At 68.4% G+C, this 19053-nt stretch carries 16 protein-coding genes; 3 read left to right on the top strand and 13 right to left on the bottom strand.

Going from position 1 to position 19053, the window contains the following annotated elements; translation table 11 throughout:
* Positions 1-130 precede the first annotated feature (130 nt).
* Entirely contained in the window at positions 131-574 is a 444-nt protein-coding gene (locus J2848_RS17280; protein WP_098736358.1) for an Lrp/AsnC family transcriptional regulator, read from the bottom strand.
* A gap of 138 nt (positions 575-712) precedes the next feature.
* Here J2848_RS17280 and rocF point away from each other — a divergent pair, with 138 nt between their 5' ends.
* Both rocF and ocd read left to right on the top strand, forming a co-directional pair.
* Entirely contained in the window at positions 713-1663 is a 951-nt protein-coding gene (gene rocF, locus J2848_RS17275; protein WP_149232247.1) for an arginase, read from the top strand.
* A 19-nt stretch (positions 1664-1682) separates the two neighbouring features.
* Complete coding sequence (gene ocd / locus J2848_RS17270) at positions 1683-2747, top strand: ornithine cyclodeaminase (RefSeq protein WP_149232248.1); 1065 nt, start codon at positions 1683-1685, stop codon at positions 2745-2747.
* 76 nt (positions 2748-2823) lie between these two features.
* Here the strand turns inward: ocd and J2848_RS17265 are convergent, their stop codons facing one another.
* The 11 genes from J2848_RS17265 to J2848_RS17215 all read right to left on the bottom strand — a co-directional run bounded on the left by J2848_RS17265 (position 2824) and on the right by J2848_RS17215 (position 15298).
* A complete protein-coding gene (locus J2848_RS17265) occupies positions 2824-4428 on the bottom strand; it encodes a Na+/H+ antiporter (RefSeq protein ID WP_149232249.1) in 1605 nt (534 codons plus the stop codon).
* 84 nt (positions 4429-4512) lie between these two features.
* Positions 4513-4959: a DoxX family protein gene (locus J2848_RS17260; RefSeq protein WP_149232250.1), complete on the bottom strand. Its 447-nt coding sequence runs from the start codon at positions 4957-4959 to the stop codon at positions 4513-4515.
* Positions 4960-5054: 95 nt separating this feature from the next.
* Entirely contained in the window at positions 5055-7052 is a 1998-nt protein-coding gene (locus J2848_RS17255; RefSeq protein WP_246193943.1) for an amidohydrolase, read from the bottom strand.
* Positions 7049-7348, bottom strand: a complete 300-nt coding sequence (locus J2848_RS17250; protein ID WP_149232251.1) for a XapX domain-containing protein — start codon at positions 7346-7348, stop codon at positions 7049-7051. The genes J2848_RS17255 and J2848_RS17250 overlap by 4 nt, the downstream gene beginning before the upstream one ends.
* A 70-nt stretch (positions 7349-7418) precedes the next feature.
* The gene (locus J2848_RS17245) at positions 7419-8099 is read right to left on the bottom strand and encodes a hydrolase (protein WP_149232252.1); all 681 of its coding nucleotides are present in this window, start codon (positions 8097-8099) and stop codon (positions 7419-7421) included.
* A 156-nt stretch (positions 8100-8255) separates the two neighbouring features.
* Positions 8256-9251: an alpha/beta fold hydrolase gene (locus J2848_RS17240; protein ID WP_149232253.1), complete on the bottom strand. Its 996-nt coding sequence runs from the start codon at positions 9249-9251 to the stop codon at positions 8256-8258.
* 199 nt (positions 9252-9450) lie between these two features.
* Positions 9451-10623 (bottom strand): Gfo/Idh/MocA family protein, encoded by a 1173-nt coding sequence (locus J2848_RS17235; RefSeq protein WP_149232254.1) that lies wholly within the window; start codon positions 10621-10623, stop codon positions 9451-9453.
* Complete coding sequence (locus tag J2848_RS17230) at positions 10620-11687, bottom strand: sugar phosphate isomerase/epimerase family protein (protein ID WP_149232255.1); 1068 nt, start codon at positions 11685-11687, stop codon at positions 10620-10622. Before J2848_RS17230 ends, J2848_RS17235 begins: the two co-directional genes overlap by 4 nt.
* A 124-nt stretch (positions 11688-11811) precedes the next feature.
* Positions 11812-12792: a substrate-binding domain-containing protein gene (locus tag J2848_RS17225; protein WP_149232256.1), complete on the bottom strand. Its 981-nt coding sequence runs from the start codon at positions 12790-12792 to the stop codon at positions 11812-11814.
* 24 nt (positions 12793-12816) lie between these two features.
* Positions 12817-13836 carry an ABC transporter permease gene (locus tag J2848_RS17220; RefSeq protein WP_149232257.1) on the bottom strand — a complete coding sequence of 340 codons (1020 nt, stop codon included), beginning with the start codon at positions 13834-13836 and terminating at the stop codon, positions 12817-12819.
* The gene (locus J2848_RS17215; protein ID WP_149232258.1) at positions 13808-15298 is read right to left on the bottom strand and encodes a sugar ABC transporter ATP-binding protein; all 1491 of its coding nucleotides are present in this window, start codon (positions 15296-15298) and stop codon (positions 13808-13810) included. Before J2848_RS17215 ends, J2848_RS17220 begins: the two co-directional genes overlap by 29 nt.
* 248 nt (positions 15299-15546) lie before the next feature.
* Here J2848_RS17215 and J2848_RS17210 point away from each other — a divergent pair, with 248 nt between their 5' ends.
* Complete coding sequence (locus J2848_RS17210; protein WP_149232259.1) at positions 15547-16788, top strand: ROK family protein; 1242 nt, start codon at positions 15547-15549, stop codon at positions 16786-16788.
* Positions 16789-16806: 18 nt separating this feature from the next.
* On the opposite strand, the gene J2848_RS17205 is transcribed toward J2848_RS17210, so the two are convergent.
* Positions 16807-18909 carry a methyl-accepting chemotaxis protein gene (locus tag J2848_RS17205; protein ID WP_149232260.1) on the bottom strand — a complete coding sequence of 701 codons (2103 nt, stop codon included), beginning with the start codon at positions 18907-18909 and terminating at the stop codon, positions 16807-16809.
* Positions 18910-19053 lie beyond the last annotated feature (144 nt).

The following is a 19053-nucleotide window of genomic DNA, read 5'->3' as shown; positions in this document are numbered from 1 at the left end:
CCGATTTCGTTGGCGGCACGGAGCATCAGCGAAGCAGACGGCGGCGGGAAGATGAAAAAGTGACAGAAGAATCGGCCGGACTTGCCAGAATGGAAGCTTGGACTGCGCGGATTGGAAAGTCGGCAGCAGCCTACAGCCGGGCACGGGTGCTGCGCGGGGTGTTCAGCAGCAGGTTGGTCTCGCTGGTGGTGATGCCGGGAATGAGCCGGATGCGGCGCAGCACGCCGTCGAATTCCGGCAGGCTGCCGGCCGACAGCTCGACGATCAGGTCCCAGCGGCCGTTGGTGCTGTGGATCTCCATGATCTCGGGAAAGCCGCTGAGCGTCCGCACCACCCGGTCGGTGGCCTGCCCCTCCACCTCGATCAGCATGATGCCGCGCACCGGTGCCTCCACCGTGTCGGCGCGCAGGATCACCGTATAGCCGGTGATGATGCCGGAGCTTTCCAGCCGTTCCATCCGCGACCGCACCGTCGCCCGCGACACGCCCAGTTCGATGGCGAGGTCGGAAATGCTGCGGCGGCCGTCATGGCGCAGCAGGGTGATGAGCTTCTCGTCGAGCTGGTCGAGCGTCATGGTTCAGGCACTCCGACAATCTGGCAAGCTTGGCTGTTCAGTTTGGTAGGCTGGATCGCGACATTTGTCAAATTGCCCTGTCCGTTCCGCCGGGAGCCTGTGGTTTGCTGGTGAGAGGAACAGGCAAGAGACCAAACAATGTCCTACCAGAAGACAAAGACGAAGCAGTGCCGGCTGGTCGGCGTGCCGGTGCAGGATGGGGCGGGCCGGCTTGGCTGCGAAATGGGCCCCAGCGCCTACCGCACGGCGGGGATCGCGAAGGCGCTGTCGGACCTCGGCCACAGCGTCACCGACCTGGGCAACGTGGCACCCCTGCCGCAGCGGCCGATGTCGCATGGCAACGCCGCGCTGAAATTCCTGCCGGAAGTGGCGGGCTGGACCGCGGCGCTGTCGCAGGTGGCCTTCGAGGCGAGCGCCGGGCAGGACGCCATGCCGATCTTCCTGGGCGGCGACCACAGCCTGGCCGCCGGCACCCTGACCGGGCTGGCGCAGCGCGCCGCCGAGATGCGGCGTCCGCTGTTCGTGCTGTGGCTGGACGCGCATCCCGATTTCCACACGCTGGAGACGACGGAGAGCGGCAACCTGCATGGCGTGCCGATGGCCTACGCCACCGGCCTGGCCGGCTTCGACGGCTATTTCCCGCCGCCGCCGGCCCGGCTCGACCCGCACAATGTCTGCATGATGGGCATCCGCAGCGTCGATCCGGCCGAACGGCGGGCGCTGGAGACCTCCGGCATCACCGTCCACGACATGCGCAAGATCGACGAGCACGGCATCGTCGCCCTGCTGCGCCCGTTCCTGGAGCGGGTGGTGGAGGCGGACGGGCTGCTGCATGTCAGCCTGGACGTGGATTTCCTCGATCCCGGCATCGCCCCCGGCGTCGGCACCACGGTTCCCGGCGGCGCCACCTTCCGCGAGGCGCATCTGATCATGGAGATGCTGCACGACACCGGCATGGTCAGCAGCGTCGATCTGGTCGAGCTGAATCCCTTCCTGGACGAGCGTGGGCGGACCGCGACCCTGATGGTGGAACTGCTGGCGAGCCTGATGGGACGCCGTGTTCTCGATTATCCCACCCGCAGCTTCTGAACGAACGGAGCGTCCGACAATGATCCCGAACCTGAACCTCGTTCCCTTCGTCAGCGTCGACCATATGATGAAGCTGGTGCTGCACATCGGCGTGGAGCGCTTCCTGACCGAGCTGTCGGCCTATGTCGAGGAGGATTTCCGCCGCTGGGAGAGCTTCGACAAGACGCCGCGGGTGGCCTCGCACAGTGCGGAGGGGGTGATCGAGCTGATGCCGACCAGCGACGGCCGCACCTATGGCTTCAAGTATGTCAACGGCCATCCGAAGAACATGCGGGAGGGCCGGCAGACCGTCACCGCCTTCGGCGTGCTGGCCGATGTCGGCAACGGCTATCCGGTGCTGATGACGGAGATGACGATCCTGACGGCGCTGCGGACCGCTGCCACCTCCGCCGTCGCGGCGAAGCATCTGGCGCCGAAGGATGCGACCTGCATGGCGATCATCGGCAACGGCGCCCAGGCCGAGTTCCAGGCGCTGGCCTTCAAGGCGTTGCTGGGGATCCGCAAGCTGCGGCTCTACGACATCGACCCGGTGGCGACGCAGAAATGCGTGCGCAACCTGCGCGACCAGGGCTTCGAGATCACCGCCTGCAAGTCGACCGAGGAGGCGGTGGAGGGCGCGCAGATCATCACCACCGTCACCGCCGACAAGCAGTATGCCACCATCCTGACCGACAACATGGTCGGGGCGGGCGTGCACATCAACGCGGTCGGCGGCGACTGTCCCGGCAAGACGGAACTGCACCGCGACATCCTGCTGCGCTCGGACATCTTCGTCGAATATCCGCCGCAGACCCGGATCGAGGGCGAGATCCAGCAGCTCGCCCCCGACCATCCGGTGACGGAGCTGTGGACGGTGATGACCGGGCAGGCGGTGGGGCGGCGCGATGCCCGGCAGATCACGCTGTTCGATTCGGTCGGCTTCGCGACGGAGGACTTTTCCGCCCTGCGCTATGTCCGCGACAAGGTGGCGGGGACGGGGTTCTACGAGAACCTGGACATGCTGGCCGACCCGGACGAGCCGCGCGACCTGTTCGGCATGATCCTGCGCGCGGCGAAGCCCGCCCCGGTGGGCGAGGCGGCGTAGGGAGAATTCCAAAACCCGCCAAAATCCCTCTCTCCCCCCCGGGGAGAGGGGATCTTTCCGCGAGGGGGAGTGCGGGTTATCCCACGCCCTCCCCCTCCGCCAGTGCCTGCTCGGCGCTCAGTTCCTCAAGGTCCAGTTCCGCCTCCAGCCGGTGCAGCACCGTGTCGTGGATGCGGCCGCCGCGGTGCAGCCCCAGGATCTCGGCGCGGGCGGCGCGGTTGGCGGCCAGGACGGCGGCGAAATGCTCGCGCCGGTCCTCCGTCAGCATGCCTTCGCTCTCGTGGAAGCGCTCGGCCATCGTCGCGCGGTGGCCGTATTGTTCGAGCAGGCGGGGATGGCGCTGGCCGCCGTCCGGCGTGCCGGACCGCTTGCGCACCGCCTCCAGCGCGGCGCGGGCCATGCGGATGCGGGTTTCCGATTCCGACAGGGTCGGCTGCCGCTCCAGCGTGAAGCCGCCCAGCCGCATCCTGCGGATCAGCGGTGCCAGCGTCGTCGCCTGTCCCAGGATCGACACCAGGATCACCGCCCAGGTGGTCGCCAGGATGATGTCGCGGCCGGGGAATTCGACGGGAACCGACAGGGCGACGGCCAGGCTGACCACGCCGCGGATCGCCGCCCAGCCCATGATCACCGGCACCGCCACCGACGGGTAGGGATCACGCCGCCGCAAGCCCGGGAACAGGAAGCGGGGCAGGTAGGTCGAGGGGAAGAGCCAGGCGAAGCGCGACAGGACCATCGCCAGGGTGACGGCGACGATCATGGGCAAGAGGTCGGTCAGGCCGGTGCCGGCGGTCTCCAGCCGGCCCAGCACGCCGCGCAGCGACAGGCCGATGATGATGAAGACCATCGATTCCATGAGGAACACCGCCACCGCCCACACCGCGTTGGCGTGGGTGCGCAGCTGTGCGGTGAACAGGTCGTGCTGGCGCCGGCCCATCACCAGCCCGCAGCCGACGGTGGCGAGCACGCCCGACACCTCCAGCGCCTCGCCGCCCAGATAGCTGCCCCAGGCGGCGAGGAAGCCGCCGACGATGCTGAGCGGCACGTCGCGCAGGCGGCCGAGCAGCAAAGCCGCGACATGGCCGAACACCACCCCGGCCACCACCCCGCCGATGGCGAGCCACAGGAACTCCAGCGAGGCGTGGCCGGCGTTGAAGGTGCCGGTCATCCCGGCGGCGATGGCGATGCGGAACAGCACCAGCCCGGTGGCATCGTTCACCAGGCTTTCGCCTTCCAGCAGGGTGACGATGCGCGGCGGCAGCGGCAAACCCTTCAGCGCCGCCTTGGCCGCCACCGCGTCGGGCGGCGACAGGATGGCGCCCAGCGTGAAGCAGGCGGCCCAGGGCAGCGACGGCATCACCAGATGGGCGGCCACCCCGACCGCCAGCGTGGTGAAGGCGACCGCTCCCACCGCAAGCTGAAGGATGATGCGCAGGTTGGCGCGGAAGTCGCTCCACACCGTGAAATAGGCGCTGGCGAACAGCAGCGGCGGCAGGAACAGCAGCAGCGTCAGGTCGGGATCGGGCGTGATCTCCGGCAGGCCGGGGATCAGGGCGAGCGCAATGCCGCCCAGCACCAGCACGGCGGACGGCGGCATGCGCAGGCGCTTGGCCGCCAATTCCAACACGATGATCGCCGCCATCAGGCCAAGAACGAGTTCGAACTGACCGGAAGGCGACATGCTGCTGGTCCGCTGTTCTGTTGTCGTGAAGAGGAAACGGGTGTCAGGCGGCCGTCGGCGTCGCCACGCCCGGAGTTGCCTTCTTCAAGCGTTCATACCAAGACGGCGGCGCATCCGCGAGATGATCGCGGCGAGCGCGAAGCCGCCGACCAGCCCGATATGCTCGAAGAAGGCGTTGGTGGCCATGAAGCGCTCCGGCCCGGCCATCGTCCAGAAGTCATTGGCGATCAGGGCGGCCAGAACCGTGAAGACGCCGAGCGCGCCGGCGCCGAGCCACAGCGCGCGGTCCAGCAGGATCAGCAGCGGGCCGACCAGTTCGACCAGGATGGTCAGGGCCGCCCACAGGGCCGGCGGGGTGAGGCCGAAATGCGCCTGCTCGGCGACGGCGCCCGGCCAGTCGGTGAGCTTCACCATGCCGCCGAGAAGGTAGGCACCCACCAGTGCCAGCCGGGCGAGCAGCCAGGTGCCGTCCCAGTCGAGGATGCGGTCGACGATGCGTTCCGCCGGGCGTTCGAGGTCGCGGAAGGTCATGGGGGAGCCGTTTCGGTTTTCGGAGAGTGAGGGGACGCGATGATCGCCCTCTCCCCAGGGGGGAGAGAGGGGATCCGCTGTAGGGGAAACGCGCCTTACACCGCCCAGCAGCCGCAGCCCAAGGCACCCCAGAAGGACTGCACGTCGGCGGCCGGCACGTCGGCGGCATAGGCGGCGGCGTGGTCGTGGCCGTGGACGCCGCAGCCGGTGGCGCAGCCGCAGGCAGAGGCCAGAGCCTTGCGCTGGTCACCCGCACTCCTGTCGGCCGACTTGTAGTAGCCGCCGAAGCTGCGCACCGGCGACCAGTCCGGCATCGGCTTCGGCAGTTGCGGTGCCAGCGGGCCGTAATCGCCCTCGCCATGCACCACGGCACCGCCGAGCATGGTCAGGACGGAGGTCAGGTGGACGATGCGGTCCTCCGGCACCGAGAAGAAGTCGTCGGACAGCACGGCGAGGTCGGCGAGCTGGCCGGCCTTGATCTGGCCCTTCTTGCCCTGTTCGTTGGAGAACCAGGTGTTGGCCTCCGTCCACAGCCGCAGCGCCGTCTCGCGGTCCAGCAGATTGGCCCGCGGATAGAGGCTGAGGCCGCCCACCGTCCGGCCGGTCACCAGCCAGGACAGCGAGACCCACGGGTTGTAGCTGGCGACGCGGGTGGCGTCGGTGCCGCCGCCGACAGGCAGGCCGGCCGCCATCATCTTGGCGATCGGCGGCGTCTGTTCCGCCGCCTTGGCGCCGTAGCGCTCGACGAAATACTCGCCCTGGTAGGCCATGCGGTGCTGGACGGCGATGCCGCCGCCGAGTGCGGCGATGCGGTCGATGTTGCGGTCGCTGATCGTCTCGGCATGGTCGAAGAACCAGTGCAGCCCGTCGAAGGGGACGTCGCGGTTGACCTTCTCGAAGACGTCGAGAGCGCGGCTGATGGTCTGGTCGTAGGTGGCGTGCAGGCGCCAGGGCCAGCGGTTCTCGGCCAAGAGGCGGATCACCGGCTCCAGGTCGCCTTCCATGCTGGGCGGCATGTCCGGGCGGGCGACGCGGAAATCCTCGAAGTCGGCGGCGGAATAGACCAGCATCTCGCCGGCGCCGTTGTGGCGGTAGCTGTCGTCGCCGTCGCCGGGCTTGACCTTCGACGCCCAGCCGGCGAAGTCGGCCAGTTCCTCTTTCGGCTTCTGGGTGAACAGGTTGTAGCTGATGCGCAGGGTGAGCTCGCCGTCGGCATGCAGCTTCTCGACGATGGCGTAATCGTCGGGATAGTTCTGGTAGCCGCCGCCGGCGTCGATCACCCCGGTCACGCCCAGCCGGTTCATCTCGCGCATGAAATGGCGGGTCGAGTTCAGCTGGTAGTCCGGCGGCAGCTTCGGTCCCTTGGCCAGCGTCGAATAGAGGATCGTCGCGTTGGGCTGGGCCAGCAGCAGGCCGGTCGGGTTGCCGGCGGCGTCGCGGACGATCTCGCCGCCCGGCGGGTTCGGCGTGTCCTTGGTGTAGCCGACGGCACGCAGGGCCGCGGCGTTCAGCAGGGCGCGGTCGTAGAGGTGCAGGATGAAGACCGGCGTGTCGGGGGCGGCGGCGTTCAGCTCCTCGATGGTCGGCAGGCGCTTTTCGGCGAACTGGTGCTCGGTGAAGCCGCCGACGACGCGGACCCATTGCGGCGCCGGGGTGATCGCCGCCTGCTGCTTCAGCATCGCCATGGCGTCGGCGAGGCTCGGCACGCCGTCCCAGCGCAGCTCCATGTTGTAGTTCAGGCCGCCGCGGATGATGTGCATGTGGCTGTCGATCAGCCCGGGGATCACCCGCCGGCCCTTGGCGTCGATCACCGTCGCCTGCGGCGCCGCGGCGCGCACCTCGGCTTCCGTGCCGACGGCGAGGAAGCGGCCGTCGCGGATGGCGATGGCGCTGGCCTGCGGGTTGGCGCGGTCGAGCGTGGTGACCTTGGCGTTGACGAGGATCAGGTCGCCTGAGGCGGCAGTGTTCGGCATGGCGGCATTCCCGGGTCTGGACGCGAGGGTGGACAGCAGCGGCGATGCCAGCAGCGATGCGGCGGCGGTTCCCGCCATCGCCTTGCGGCGGTCGATGGTAGCAGGGGTTGAGGGCTTCACGCCTTATCCCCTTCGGCAGTCTGGGCGGCAGTCTGGGCGGTGGCCTTGACGGCCGGCGGCGTTTCCGCTCCGGCATGCGGCCCCAGCACATGGCGGGCGCAATCGGTCTGGATGAAGGCGACGACCGGTTCGCCGGCGATCAGCCGCTTGACGACCGGCACCACCTGCTCGCCGACCAGCATGCCGAGCAGTCCGATCAGGGCGATGGTCGGCGGCGCGGGGGAGCGGACGCCGATCAGCGCATAGATGACGCCGACCAGGATGCCGGCGCCGGCCGAAAGGAGATAGGGCATCATGGGTCCGGACTCCCGGTCTGGAAAATAGGGGCCGGTGCCCGGCCGGAACCGGGCACCGGGACATGTCGGATCAGGCGTGCTTGAGGCCGCCGACCACCTTGTGCGGGAACTCGCCGCGCTGCGGGGCCTTGTGGACCATGGTGTAGGCGTAGTCGACGCCCATGCCGTAGGCGCCGAAATGCTCGCGGACGATGTTCATCACGCCGTCATAGCTCTCGCGCTTGGCCCAGTCGCGCTGGATTTCCAGCAGGACGTTGATCGCGGTGATGGAATGGGCGCCGGCCTGCTCCATGCGGCGGACCGCGGCGTCATGGGCCTCCTTGGAGGTGCCGCCCGAGCAGTCGGTGACGATGTAGACCTCGAAGCCTTCCTCGATGGCGCACAGCGTCGGGTACAGCAGGCAGGCCTCCGTCCACAGCGCGGCGATGACCAGCTTCTTCTTGCCGGTCGCCTTGACGGCGGCCACCAGCTCTTCGGAGTCCCAGCTGTTCATCGAGGTGCGCTCGATCGGGTCCTGCTTCAGGACGTCCATCAGCTCCGGCCAGATGTAGCCGGAGAAGCTCTCGGTCTCCACCGCGGTCACGATGGTCGAGGCGCCGAACAGCTTGGCGGTCTTGGCGAGCGCGATGGTGTTGTTCTTCAACTGCTGACGGTCGATGTTGACGACGCCGAAGGACATCTGCGGCTGGTGATCGATGAAGATGAAGACGGTGTCGTCGGCGTTGATGAGCGACTTGGCGTTGAAGGTCATGATTTTCCCTGTTTCACGTGGGTTTTGAAGGGGTTGGCTGCCGTTTTCGTCGGCGCCGCCGTCTGAAAGGACAATGGCACGAGGCTATGATGTGGGACAATCTTGCCAGTCAGCACATGATTGTTGCTGAAATGAAGACAGTTATCCGCCATCCGGTCAGGCCCGGATGAAGGCCAGCAGTTCCTCGTTCACGATGTCCTTGTGGGTGGTGCAGATGCCGTGCGGCGCACCGGGAACGACCTTGAGCGTGCCCTTCGGCAGGAGGGCGACGGCGGCCTTGGCGGAGGTGGCGATCGGGACGATCTGGTCGTCGTCGCCGTGCATCACCAGCGTCGGGACGATCATCTTCTTCAGGTCTTCGCGCTGGTCGGTCTCGGAGAAGGCCTTGACGCACTCGTACTCGGCCAGCAGGCTGCCCATCATGCCCTGCATCCAGAAGCTGTCGATGACGCCCTGCGAAACCTTGGCGCCCGGGCGGTTGTAGCCGTAGAAGGGGATGGTCAGATCCTTGAAGAACTGCGAACGGTCGGCCTTCACGCCGGCGCGGATGCCGTCGAACACCTCCATCGGCACGCCATCCGGGTTCCAGTCGGTCTTCACCATGATCGGCGGGATGGCGCCGATCAGCACCGCCTTGGCGACGCGCGACACGCCGTGGCGGCCGATGTAGCGGGCGACCTCGCCGCCGCCGGTGGAATGGCCGACATGGACGGCGTTCTTCAGTTCCAGCGCCTCGGTCACCGCGGCCAGATCGTCGGCGTAATGGTCGAGATCGTTGCCGAAGCCCGGCTGCGACGAGCGGCCATGGCCGCGGCGGTCATGGGCGATGGTGCGGTAGCCGTGCTGGGCCAGGAACATCATCTGGTCTTCGAAGGCGTCGCCGGTCAGCGGCCAGCCATGGCTGAAGACCACCGGCTGGCCGGTCTGCGGACCCCACTGCTTGACGTAGATCTGGACGCCGTCCTTGGTGGTGACGTAGCTGCCCTGGAGCATCGGTTTGGTTCCTTTGGTCGAATCGGAGCGGGTGGCCGTCTTCTCGGACGCGGCGGCCGGGCCGGCGAGCGCAGGCAGCAGACCGCTGCCCGCAACGGCGAGGGCGGCACTGCCGGACAGGACCGTTCGGCGGGACGGATGGAAATCCTGGGTGGTCATGCGAAATCCGTTCGGGGCGGGGCCGGTGGGAACCGCGCCGGCTGTCGTGATGAACGGATGTTAGGGAATGGGCGAAGAGGGTGATTGCCTCTTCGGAACGGCTTTTGCCGGTTCTGCGCATCGCGCCGCCCCGAACGCAAAAAGCCTCAAGATCCCCTCTCCCCGGGGGGAGAGGGGGATTTCGGTGGAGCACAGGGAACTATCCCGCCAACGACACCCACGCCGCATTGCGGCGGCTGGACTCCACGGCGCCGTGGATGAAGCGCACGCCGCGCACGCCGTCCTCCACTGTCGGGAGCGGCACGTCGGCCGGGGCCGGCCGGCCGTCCAAGCGGGCGGCGATACGGTCGGCGGCGTCGCGGTAGATTTGCGCGAAACCTTCCAGATAGCCCTCCGGATGACCGGCGGGGGTGCGGGAGATGGACGTGGCCGCCGGCAGGCTGCCGGCCCCGGCGCGCAACAATGTACGGGTCGGTTCGCCCAGCGGGGTGAAACGCAGCTCGTTGGGCTGTTCCTGCTGCCATTCCAGGCCGCCGGCCTCGCCGAAGACGCGCAGGCGCAGGCCGTTGGTGGTGCCGGGGGAGACCTGACTGGCCCACAGCATGCCGCGGGCGCCGCCGTCGAAGCGCATCATGATGTGGGCATTGTCGTCCAGCCGCCGGCCGGGCACGAAGGCGCTCAGGTCGGCGGCGAGGTCGGTGCAGGTGAGGCCGGTGACGAACTCCGCCAGATGGAAGGCGTGGGTGCCGATGTCGCCAATGCAGCCGGCGATGCCGCTCTGCGCCGGATCGGTGCGCCAGGAGGCCTGCTTCTGCCCGCTGGCCTCGAGGTTGGTCGCCAGCCAGTCCTGGGCATATTCGGCCTGCACCACCCGGATCCTGCCCAGCATGCCCGACGCCACCATGGCGCGGGCCTGCCGGATCATCGGATAACCGCTGTAATTGTGGGTCAGCACGAAGACGAGGTCGCGCTGTCGCACCAAGGCGGCCAGTTCCTCCGCCTCCGCCACCGTGTGGACCAGCGGCTTGTCGCAGATGACGTGGATGCCGGCCTCCAGAAAGGCTTTTGCGGCCGGGTAATGCAGGTGGTTCGGCGTGACGATGGCGACCGCGTCGATGCCGTCGGGGCGCGCTGCCTCCGCCACCGCCATCTTGTGGAAGTCGTCGTAACAGCGGTCAGGCGCCAGGAACAGCTCCGCCCCGCTGGCCAGCGCCCGCTCCGGATTGGAGGACAGGGCACCGGCGACCAGTTCGTAGCGGTCGTCGATGCGGGCGGCGATGCGGTGGACGGCGCCGATGAAGGCGCCCTGGCCGCCACCGACCATGCCCAGCCTTAAACGCCTGCGGGATGCCGGCGATTGATCCGCGCTCATGATGCCCCTTTCCCCAGACCGAGAATCCGGCGGTTGGCCGCTTCGTCGGTCCCGGCATCGGCGAAATCGTCGAAGGCGCGGTCGGTGACGCGGATGATGTGGTCCTGGATGAAGCGGGCGCCCTCGGCGGCCCCCTGTTCCGGATGCTTGATGCAGCATTCCCACTCCAGCACCGCCCAGCCGTCGAAGCCGTATTGGGTCAGCTTGGAGAAGATGCCGCGGAAATCGACCTGCCCGTCGCCCAGCGAGCGGAAGCGCCCGGCCCGGTCCTTCCACGGCGCATAGCCGGAATAGACGCCCTGCCACGGGGTCGGGTTGAACTCCGCATCCTTGACGTGGAACATGCGGATGCGGTCGTGGAAGACGTCGATATAGCCGAGATAGTCCAGCTGTTGCAGGACGAAATGGCTGGGATCGAACAGGATGTTGCAGCGCTCGTGCCCGCCGACCCGGTCGAGGAACATCTGGAAACTGGTGCCGTCGAACAGGTCCTCGCCGGGGTGGATTTCGTAGCAGAGGTCGCAGCCGGCCTCGTCGAAGGCATCGAGGATCGGGCGCCAGCGCTTCGCCAGCTCGTCGAAGGCGGTCTCGATCAGGCCGGGCGGACGCTGCGGCCACGGGTAGAGATAGGGCCAGGCCAGCGCGCCGGAGAAGGTGGCATGGGCGGTCAGGCCGAGGTTTGCGGATGCCTTGGCGGCGAGGTGCAGCTGTTCCACCGCCCAGGCCTGCCGGGCCTCGGGTCGGCCATGGACCTCCGCCGGGGCGAAGCCATCGTAAAGCGCGTCATAGGCGGGGTGGACGGCGACCAGCTGGCCTTGCAGGTGGGTCGACAGCTCGGTCAGTTCGACGCCGGCATCGGCCAGCGTGCCCTTGACCTCGTCGCAATAGGTTTGACTTGTCGCGGCCTTGTGCAGGTCGAACAGGCGGCGGTCCCAGCTCGGGATCTGCACGCCCTTGAAGCCGAGGCCGGCAGCCCAGCGGGCGATGGCGTCCAGCGAGTTGAACGGGGCGGCGTCGCCCGCGAACTGGGCGAGGAAGATCGCGGGGCCCTTGATGGTCTTCATGGGTCTGGCTCCCTGATGGGGGGAGGTGTCGGCCACCCGCCCCCTCAACCTCCCCCACAACCGGACCGACCCTTGGCCGGCCGCGAGCGGGAGAGGTTAGGTGCGTGTCTGGCTTCGCCGGAACTCAGTACGGCGAATCCGGGAAGTAGAACTCCTTGGCGTTCTCCTTGGTGATCAGCGCCGACGGGATGATGTAGGTCGCCGGCAGCTTGTCGCCCTTCAGGCGGGCTTCGGCGGTCATCTTGATGGCGTCGTAGATGAATTTCGGCGAATAGGACACGTCGGCACGGATCAGCGGGTTGGAACCGTCGAGGATGGTCTTCACCATCGTCTTGGACCCGGCGCCGCCGAACACCTCCTTGATGTCGGTGCGCTTGGCCTGCTCGATCGCCTTCAGCACGCCGAAGGCCATGTCGTCGTCGGCGGCCCAGACGACGTCGATGTCCTTGAAGCGGGTCAGGAAGTCCTGCGTCACCTTGAAGGCGTCGTCACGGTTCCAGTTGGCGTATTTGCCGTCGAGGATCTTGATGTCCGGATACTGCTTCAGCACGCCGGTGAAGGCCTCCCACCGCTCGTTGTCGAGCGTGGTCGGGATGCCGCGCAGCGCCACGATGTTGGCCTTGCCGTTGTACTTCTTGGCGATGTATTCGGCCGGGATGCGGCCGAAGGCGGTATTGTCGCCGGCGATGTAGGCGTCCTGGGCGCTGGTGTCGGTCAGGCCGCGGTCGACGACGGTGACATAGACGTTTTTCTTCTTCGCCTGCATCACCGGCTGGGTCAGGGCGGCGGATTCGAAGGGGAAGATGACCAGCGAGTCGATCTTGGTCACCGTCACCAGATCCTGAAGCTGGTTCGCCTGTTCCGGCGCGCCGCTGGCGGTCTTGACGGTGATCTTCAGGTTGGGATGGGCCTTCTCAAGCTCCGCCTTCGCCTGATTGGCCCACCAGACGATGCCGCCGGTGAAGCCGTGGGTGGCGGCCGGGATGCTGACGCCCAGCTTCACCGTGTCCGCCGCGAAGGCGATGCCGCCGAGGGCGACCGTCGCCGCCATCGCCAAGCCCGTGCCGAGCACCATACGACGAGTGTAACGCGCAACTTCCGACATGACGTTTCTCCTCCTCTTCGTTTTTTAAGGACGCCGGCGCTGCAGAAAGGCGACGGCGATGATGACGCAGCCCTGCACCGCCGCGTTCAGGTAGACGCTGATGATGCTGGTCAGGTTCAGGATGTTGCTGATCACCGACAGCAGCACCGCACCGATCACCGTGCCGGCGATCCGTCCCTCGCCCCCCTTGAAGGAGGTGCCGCCGACGATCACCGCGGCGATGGCCTCCAGCTCCCACAACAGGCCGGTGGTGGGGGAGGCGGAACCCAGGCGCGGCACATACAGAACGGTGGCGACGCCGACGCAGACGCCGAGCAGCCCGTAGGTCAGCAGCTTCACCCGGTCGACATCCACCGCGGCGAAGCGCGCCACCTGCTCGTTGGAGCCGATGGCCTGGACATAGCGGCCGAAGGCGGTGCGGTTCAGCAGGACGGCACCGGCGACCGACACGGCCAGGAAGACCCAGACCGGCACCGGGATGCCCAGCAGGCTGCCGTAATAGACCGGGCCGTAGGCGTCCGACAGGTCGTTGTCCAGCGTGATGGCGCCGCCGTCGGCCAGCCAGGTCAGCACGGCGCGGAAGATGCCGAGCGTGCCCAGGGTGACGATGAAGGGCTCGATCCGGCCGCGCGTGATCAGATAGCCGTGCGCCAGCCCGAAACCGCCGCCCAGCAGCAGGGCGAACAGCATGCCCAGCATCACCACCGCGACCGGCGAACCGACCGAACCGGCCAGCGCGTTCATCAGCAGGATCATGCCGCCGGCGATCAGCGCCGCCATCGACCCGACCGACAGGTCGATCCCGCCGGAGATGATGACGAAGCACATGCCGATGGAGATGATCCCGATGAAGGCCGTGCGGGTCAGCACGTTCATCAGGTTGTCCCAGGTGGCGAAATCCGGGTTCAACGCCGTGCCGACGATCAGCAGCAGCAGCAGCCCGACGACCGGGCCGAAGCGGTGCGGATCGAAGCGGCGACCGTTCTTGCGCGGTTCCGCGCGGTCGTTCCGGACCTCAGTGGCGGGTGTGGGTGCCGATGGCATGGGCAATCAACTCCTCTTCGCTGAGCCGGTCGGCGGGCACGGTCGCGGTCACCCGGCGCCCGCGCATCACGATCACCCGGTGGCAGAGCCCGATCAGTTCGATCAGTTCCGATGAAATCACGATCACGCCGCGCCCTTCGGCGGCCAGCCGCGCGATCAGGAAATAGATGTCCCGCTTGGCGCCGACATCGACGCCGCGCGTCGGCTCGTCCAGCACGAAGACGCGCGGGTCCGGTTCCAGGAACTTGGCGATGGCCAGCTTCTGCTGGTTGCCGCCGGACAGCGACGATGCCGTGCCCTGCGGGTTGCCGCGGATGCCGAAGCTGGTCACGGCATGCTCCAGCGCCCGCTCCTCCGAGGCCGGCGACAGCAGCGGCTGGGCGTGGTGACGCAGCGTCATCAGGGTCAGGTTGTCGCGCAGCCCCATGTTGACATGCAGGCCCTTGCCCTTGCGATCCTCGCTGAGATAGGTCAGGCCGTTGCGCATCGCCTCGCGCGGGCTGCGCAAGGCGACCGGACGGCCTTCGATCTCGACGGTGCCGCCGCTGCGCGGACGCAGGCCGAGGATGCCCTCGAACAGTTCGGTGCGGCCGGCGCCGACCAGACCGGCGAAGCCCAGGATCTCGCCGGGATGGAGGTCGAAGCTGACATCCTCCGCCCAGCCCGGCACGGTCAGGCCGCGCACCGTCATCAGCGGCTTGCCGAGGGCCGGGATGTGCTTGTCCGGGAACATGTCGGTCAGTTCGCGCCCGACCATCAGCTCCGCCATGCGCTGGCGCGGCGTCTCCGCCGTGGGGGCGCGGGCGACGAAACGGCCGTCGCGCATCACGATCACCTCGTCGGTGATGCGCTCCACCTCGTCCAGCTTGTGCGAGATGTAGACGATGGTGACGCCGTCCCGGCGCAGCCGGTCGATCAGTCCGAACAGCCGGTCGCATTCGGACGGGGTCAGGCTGGCCGTCGGCTCGTCCATGATCAGCAGGCGGGCGTTGCGCAGCTGCGCCTTGGCGATCTCCACCAGCTGCTTTTCGGCGACGATCAGGTCGCGCACCTTGGTGTCGGGATCGCGCTCGAAGCCGACCTGACGCAGGGCCGCCGTCGCCTGTTCGCGCATCGCGCGGTCGTCGAGCAGCCAGCCGCGTTTGATCTCGTGGCCGAGGAACATGTTCTGGGCGACGGTGAGGTCGTCGGCGAGGCTGAGTTCCTGGTGGATCAGCACGATCCCGCGCTTCTCGGCGTCACGGGAGTTCCGGAAGGTCACCGGCTCGCCGTCGATGCCGAGCGTGCCGGAGGTCGGCGCGTGATAGCCGGCGAGGATCTTCATCAGCGTCGATTTGCCGGCGCCATTCTCGCCCAGCAGCCCATGCACCCGGCCCGGATGCAGGTCGAAGCCGACGCCGTGCAGAACGCGCACGGGACCGAATTCCTTGGTGATGCCGTCGAAGGCGACATGCAGGCTCATGGCTCCGCACCCCCTGACGGCCGTCCCACCGGCCGCGAGCCTGCGGCGGAGCGGATACCGTCCATGACGTTTCCCCCACTGCGAAGCGTGTCGTTCCGGAAGTTTGAGAACGCCGCTTCGTTCGTTGGACGGATGGTAAGCCCGCCGCTTTGGACAGACAATGGCCGACTTCGAACATAATTTGGCAAAAGTGGGGAGGGTGTGATAGGAAGGAAGGGCGCAGAAGCACTCGGGAAAGGCATTCGTTGATGGTTGACTGGCAACGTCTGTCCGACGGCGAGCGCGCCCTGCTGGAGCGGCTGTTCTGGGCGGGCGGGCTGTCGCGCGGCGAGCTGGCGGCGTCGGTCGACTTCTCCAAGAGCAAGGCCAACCTCGCGATCTCCAGCCTGATCGGCCGCGAGCTGATCGAAGAGGGCGGGGTGCAGCCCTCCTCAGGCGGCCGGCGGCCGGAGGTGCTGCGGCTGAGCCACCGTATGGGGGTGCTGGCGGGAATCGACATCGGCGCCACCAGCATCGACGTGGCGCTGCTCGCCCCCGACATGACGGTGCTGGATCACCGGTCGGAACCGGCGGACGTGCGCGACGGTCCGGCTGCGGTGTTCGGGCGGGTGCGCGACCTGCTGCGCGAGGCGCGGGAACGCATGGGGGTCGGGCCGTCGCGGGTGCTGGGGATCGGGGTCGGCGTGCCGGGGCCGGTCGCCTTCGACAGCGGCATGCTGGTCAACCCGCCGCTGCTGCCGGGTTGGGAAAGCTTCTCGATCCGCGAATTCCTGGCGGAGGAATATGCCGCCCCGGTCTTCGTCGACAATGACGTGAACATCCTGGCGCTGGGCACCCATTGGCGCCTGCGCGGGCAGCTTCAGAACTTCCTGGTCATCAAGATCGGCACCGGCATCGGCTGCGGCATCATCTGCCACGGCATGGTCTATCGCGGGCGCGACGGTTCGGCCGGCGACGTCGGCCATATCTGCGTCGATCCGCAGGGCCCGATCTGCCATTGCGGCAATGCCGGCTGCGTCGAGGCGATGGCGGCCGGCCCGGCCATCGCCCGCATGGCGGAAGAGGCGGCACGCGCCGGGGAAAGCCCGCGGCTGATGGAGTTGCTGGAGCGCAACGGGCGGTTGACCACGGTCGACCTCGGCAATGCCAGCCGGGCCGGCGACGCGGCGGCCAACGCCATCGTCCAGCGGGCCGGTGCCCATATCGGCTGGATGCTGGCGGCGGTCGTCAATTTCTTCAACCCGTCGCACATCTTCATCGGCGGCGGAGTGGCGCGGATCGGGCCGCTGCTGCTGGCCTCGATCCGGCAGAGCGTCTATCAGCGTTCGCTCGCCCTCTCCACCCGGCATCTCGACATCCGGGATGTGCCGGAGGTGGAGAGCGCCGGGGTGATCGGGGCGGCGGTGATGGCGGTGCAGGAAACCATGCTGGCCGGTGTGGGGCTTGCCGGCGCGGGGCTGGCCGGAGCGGGCAGGTCGCTTCGATCCTGACCCGCCCCGGCCAGAGCGTTACGCCGCCCGCACGGCGGTGATGAAGGAGGTCACCTCGCCGCGCAGGGTTTCCGCTTCGCGCGCGAGGCTGCTGGCGGCGTCCAGCACCTCGGTGGCGGCGGAGCCGGTCTCCAGCACCGCCTGGTTGACGCCGACGATGGTGGAGGAGACCTCCGTCGTGCCGCGCGCCGCCTCCGACACGTTGCCGGCGATGTCGCGGGTGGCGGCACCCTGCTCCTCGATGGCGGCGGCGATGGTGGTGGTGATCTCGCTGATGCGGCCGATGGTCTGGCCGATGCCGTTGATGGCGTCCTGGGCGCCGCCGGTGGCCTGCTGGATCTCCTTCACCTTGGCCTGGATCTCGTCGGTGGCGCGGGCGGTCTGGCTGGCCAGCGCCTTCACCTCGCCGGCGACGACGGCGAAGCCCTTGCCGGCCTCCCCGGCACGGGCCGCCTCGATGGTGGCGTTGAGGGCCAGCAGGTTGGTTTGCGCTGCGATGGTGTTGATCATCTCCACCACATGGCCGATCTGGTCGGCGGCCTCCACCAGCGTGCGCATGGTGCTGTTGGTCAGTTCGGCCTGGGTCACCGCCTCGCCCGAGATGCGGGTGGAGGCGGCGATCTGGCGGCCGATCTCCAGGATGGAGACCGACAGCTCCTCCGTCGCCGACGCCACCGTCTGGACGTTGACGGAGGCCTGTTCGGAGGCCGCGGCGACGGCGGTCGCCTGGGCGCTGGCCTGGGAGGCGGTGGTGGACATGGCGCCGGCGGTGCCCTGCATCTCGGTGGCGGCCGAGGCGACCGTCTCGACGATGTGCATCGCCTTGGCGTCGAAATCGCGCATCAGCGCTTCCAGCCGGGCGGCGCGCGCCTCCTTGGCGGCCTGGTCGCGGGCCTGTTCCGCCGCCAGACGGTCGGCGGTCATCATGCTGTCGCGGAAGATGGTGACGGTCGCCGCCATGCCGCCGATCTCGTCGGCGCGGCCCAGGCCGGGGATCGTCACGTCCATGTCGCGGTCGGCCAGACGGCGCATCGCCTCGGTCATCGAGCGGATCGGGTCGCTGACCCGGCGCTTGGCGACGATCAGGCCGATGACGGCCAGCAGCACGGCGGCGGCCACCAGCAGGCCGGCGATGACGGCATCGCGCGTCGCCCGCACGGCCTGGGCGTCGGCACGGACGACCATCTGGTCCACCGCGGCGAGTGCCGCATCGACGATATAGCCCTGGCTGGCGGTGTCCTGCCGGCGTAGCGTGCCGATCTCCACCGGCGAAGGACGGCCTTCGGCCAGTGCCGCGAGCACCGCCTTGCGCTGATCGACCAGCGGGCCTTCGAAATTGACCTTGGCCTTCTCGGCCGCCTCGCGGATCGGGGCGGGGGTGTCGGGGCGGGCGGCCGACTCCTTGACCAGGGTCCAGGCCTGCACGGTGCGGCCGATGGCCTCCGCCACCGCCTGCGCGTCGGCCGGCGTCCAGGCCTGGCCGGTGGCGACCGCGGTCTGGATGCGCAGCGCCATGCCGCCGGCGTTCAGGCGGGTGTTCCAGGCGGCACGCTTGATGCCCAGCAGATGGTCGACCATCGGATCGGCCAGCTTCAGCGAGCCGTCCAGCAGATCGGTCGCGGCGGTCAGCGCATCGAGATAGGCGACCGGCGCCGTCGCCCAGGCCTCCGCCACCGCCGGATCGCGCGAGGCCTTGCGCTGGCGCAGCGCGGAGTCCGCCTTCTGGCGCAGGGCGGCCAGCGTGTCGTGGGTGGTGCGCAGGGTCGAGGCGGCGGCCGGCAGGCCGGGCAGGTCGAGCGCATGGAGCTTGGCGGCGATGGCGGCGTAGCCGGCCTCCGCCACTGCACGGTTGGCGGCGATGTCCTTCAGTTCGGCATCGCCGGCCGGCTCCTCCGACCCCAGGGCCGGACCGACCAGACCGCGTTCCAGCCGGATCGCCAGCAGCGTGCGCAGCAGGTCACGGCTGGTCTCGCTGAGCGTGGCGACGCGCTGGGCGTTGCGCGTGCGGTCGACGACGTCGATCAGCGTGACGCTGCTGGTGGCGATCAGCAGCAGCCCCAGCGCGGCGACGACAAGTCCAAGGGTGGCGCGGATCGACAGCCGCGAAAGGAGCGAGATCATGGTCTGGTCCTGTCAGTGCGAAGAGTTCGAGCCGTTGCGGACGGCACGACGCCGCTCCACCTGCCGGGACAGGCTGGCGGAACGGGCGGGTCTTGGAAGCCGATGAGGGTCTAAACCGAAGACGATAATGGAAACCAACCGCGT

Source organism: Azospirillum lipoferum, assembly GCF_024170005.1.
GTDB lineage: Bacteria > Pseudomonadota > Alphaproteobacteria > Azospirillales > Azospirillaceae > Azospirillum > Azospirillum lipoferum.
Note: the sequence above shows the minus strand (reverse complement) of the source record. Positions and strands in the feature narration are given on the sequence as shown.

Coding starts and splice junctions, on each gene's coding strand:
- J2848_RS17220 (WP_149232257.1), bottom strand. CDS start 13,836: ATGCCATCGGCACCCACACCCGCCACTGAGGTCCGGAACGACCGCGCG.
- J2848_RS17210 (WP_149232259.1), top strand. CDS start 15,547: ATGGTTGACTGGCAACGTCTGTCCGACGGCGAGCGCGCCCTGCTGGAG.
- J2848_RS17245 (WP_149232252.1), bottom strand. CDS start 8,099: ATGACCTTCAACGCCAAGTCGCTCATCAACGCCGACGACACCGTCTTC.
- J2848_RS17265 (WP_149232249.1), bottom strand. CDS start 4,428: ATGTCGCCTTCCGGTCAGTTCGAACTCGTTCTTGGCCTGATGGCGGCG.
- J2848_RS17250 (WP_149232251.1), bottom strand. CDS start 7,348: ATGATGCCCTATCTCCTTTCGGCCGGCGCCGGCATCCTGGTCGGCGTC.
- rocF (WP_149232247.1), top strand. CDS start 713: ATGTCCTACCAGAAGACAAAGACGAAGCAGTGCCGGCTGGTCGGCGTG.
- ocd (WP_149232248.1), top strand. CDS start 1,683: ATGATCCCGAACCTGAACCTCGTTCCCTTCGTCAGCGTCGACCATATG.
- J2848_RS17240 (WP_149232253.1), bottom strand. CDS start 9,251: ATGACCACCCAGGATTTCCATCCGTCCCGCCGAACGGTCCTGTCCGGC.
- J2848_RS17280 (WP_098736358.1), bottom strand. CDS start 574: ATGACGCTCGACCAGCTCGACGAGAAGCTCATCACCCTGCTGCGCCAT.
- J2848_RS17225 (WP_149232256.1), bottom strand. CDS start 12,792: ATGTCGGAAGTTGCGCGTTACACTCGTCGTATGGTGCTCGGCACGGGC.
- J2848_RS17260 (WP_149232250.1), bottom strand. CDS start 4,959: ATGACCTTCCGCGACCTCGAACGCCCGGCGGAACGCATCGTCGACCGC.
- J2848_RS17230 (WP_149232255.1), bottom strand. CDS start 11,687: ATGAAGACCATCAAGGGCCCCGCGATCTTCCTCGCCCAGTTCGCGGGC.
- J2848_RS17215 (WP_149232258.1), bottom strand. CDS start 15,298: ATGAGCCTGCATGTCGCCTTCGACGGCATCACCAAGGAATTCGGTCCC.
- J2848_RS17235 (WP_149232254.1), bottom strand. CDS start 10,623: ATGAGCGCGGATCAATCGCCGGCATCCCGCAGGCGTTTAAGGCTGGGC.
- J2848_RS17205 (WP_149232260.1), bottom strand. CDS start 18,909: ATGATCTCGCTCCTTTCGCGGCTGTCGATCCGCGCCACCCTTGGACTT.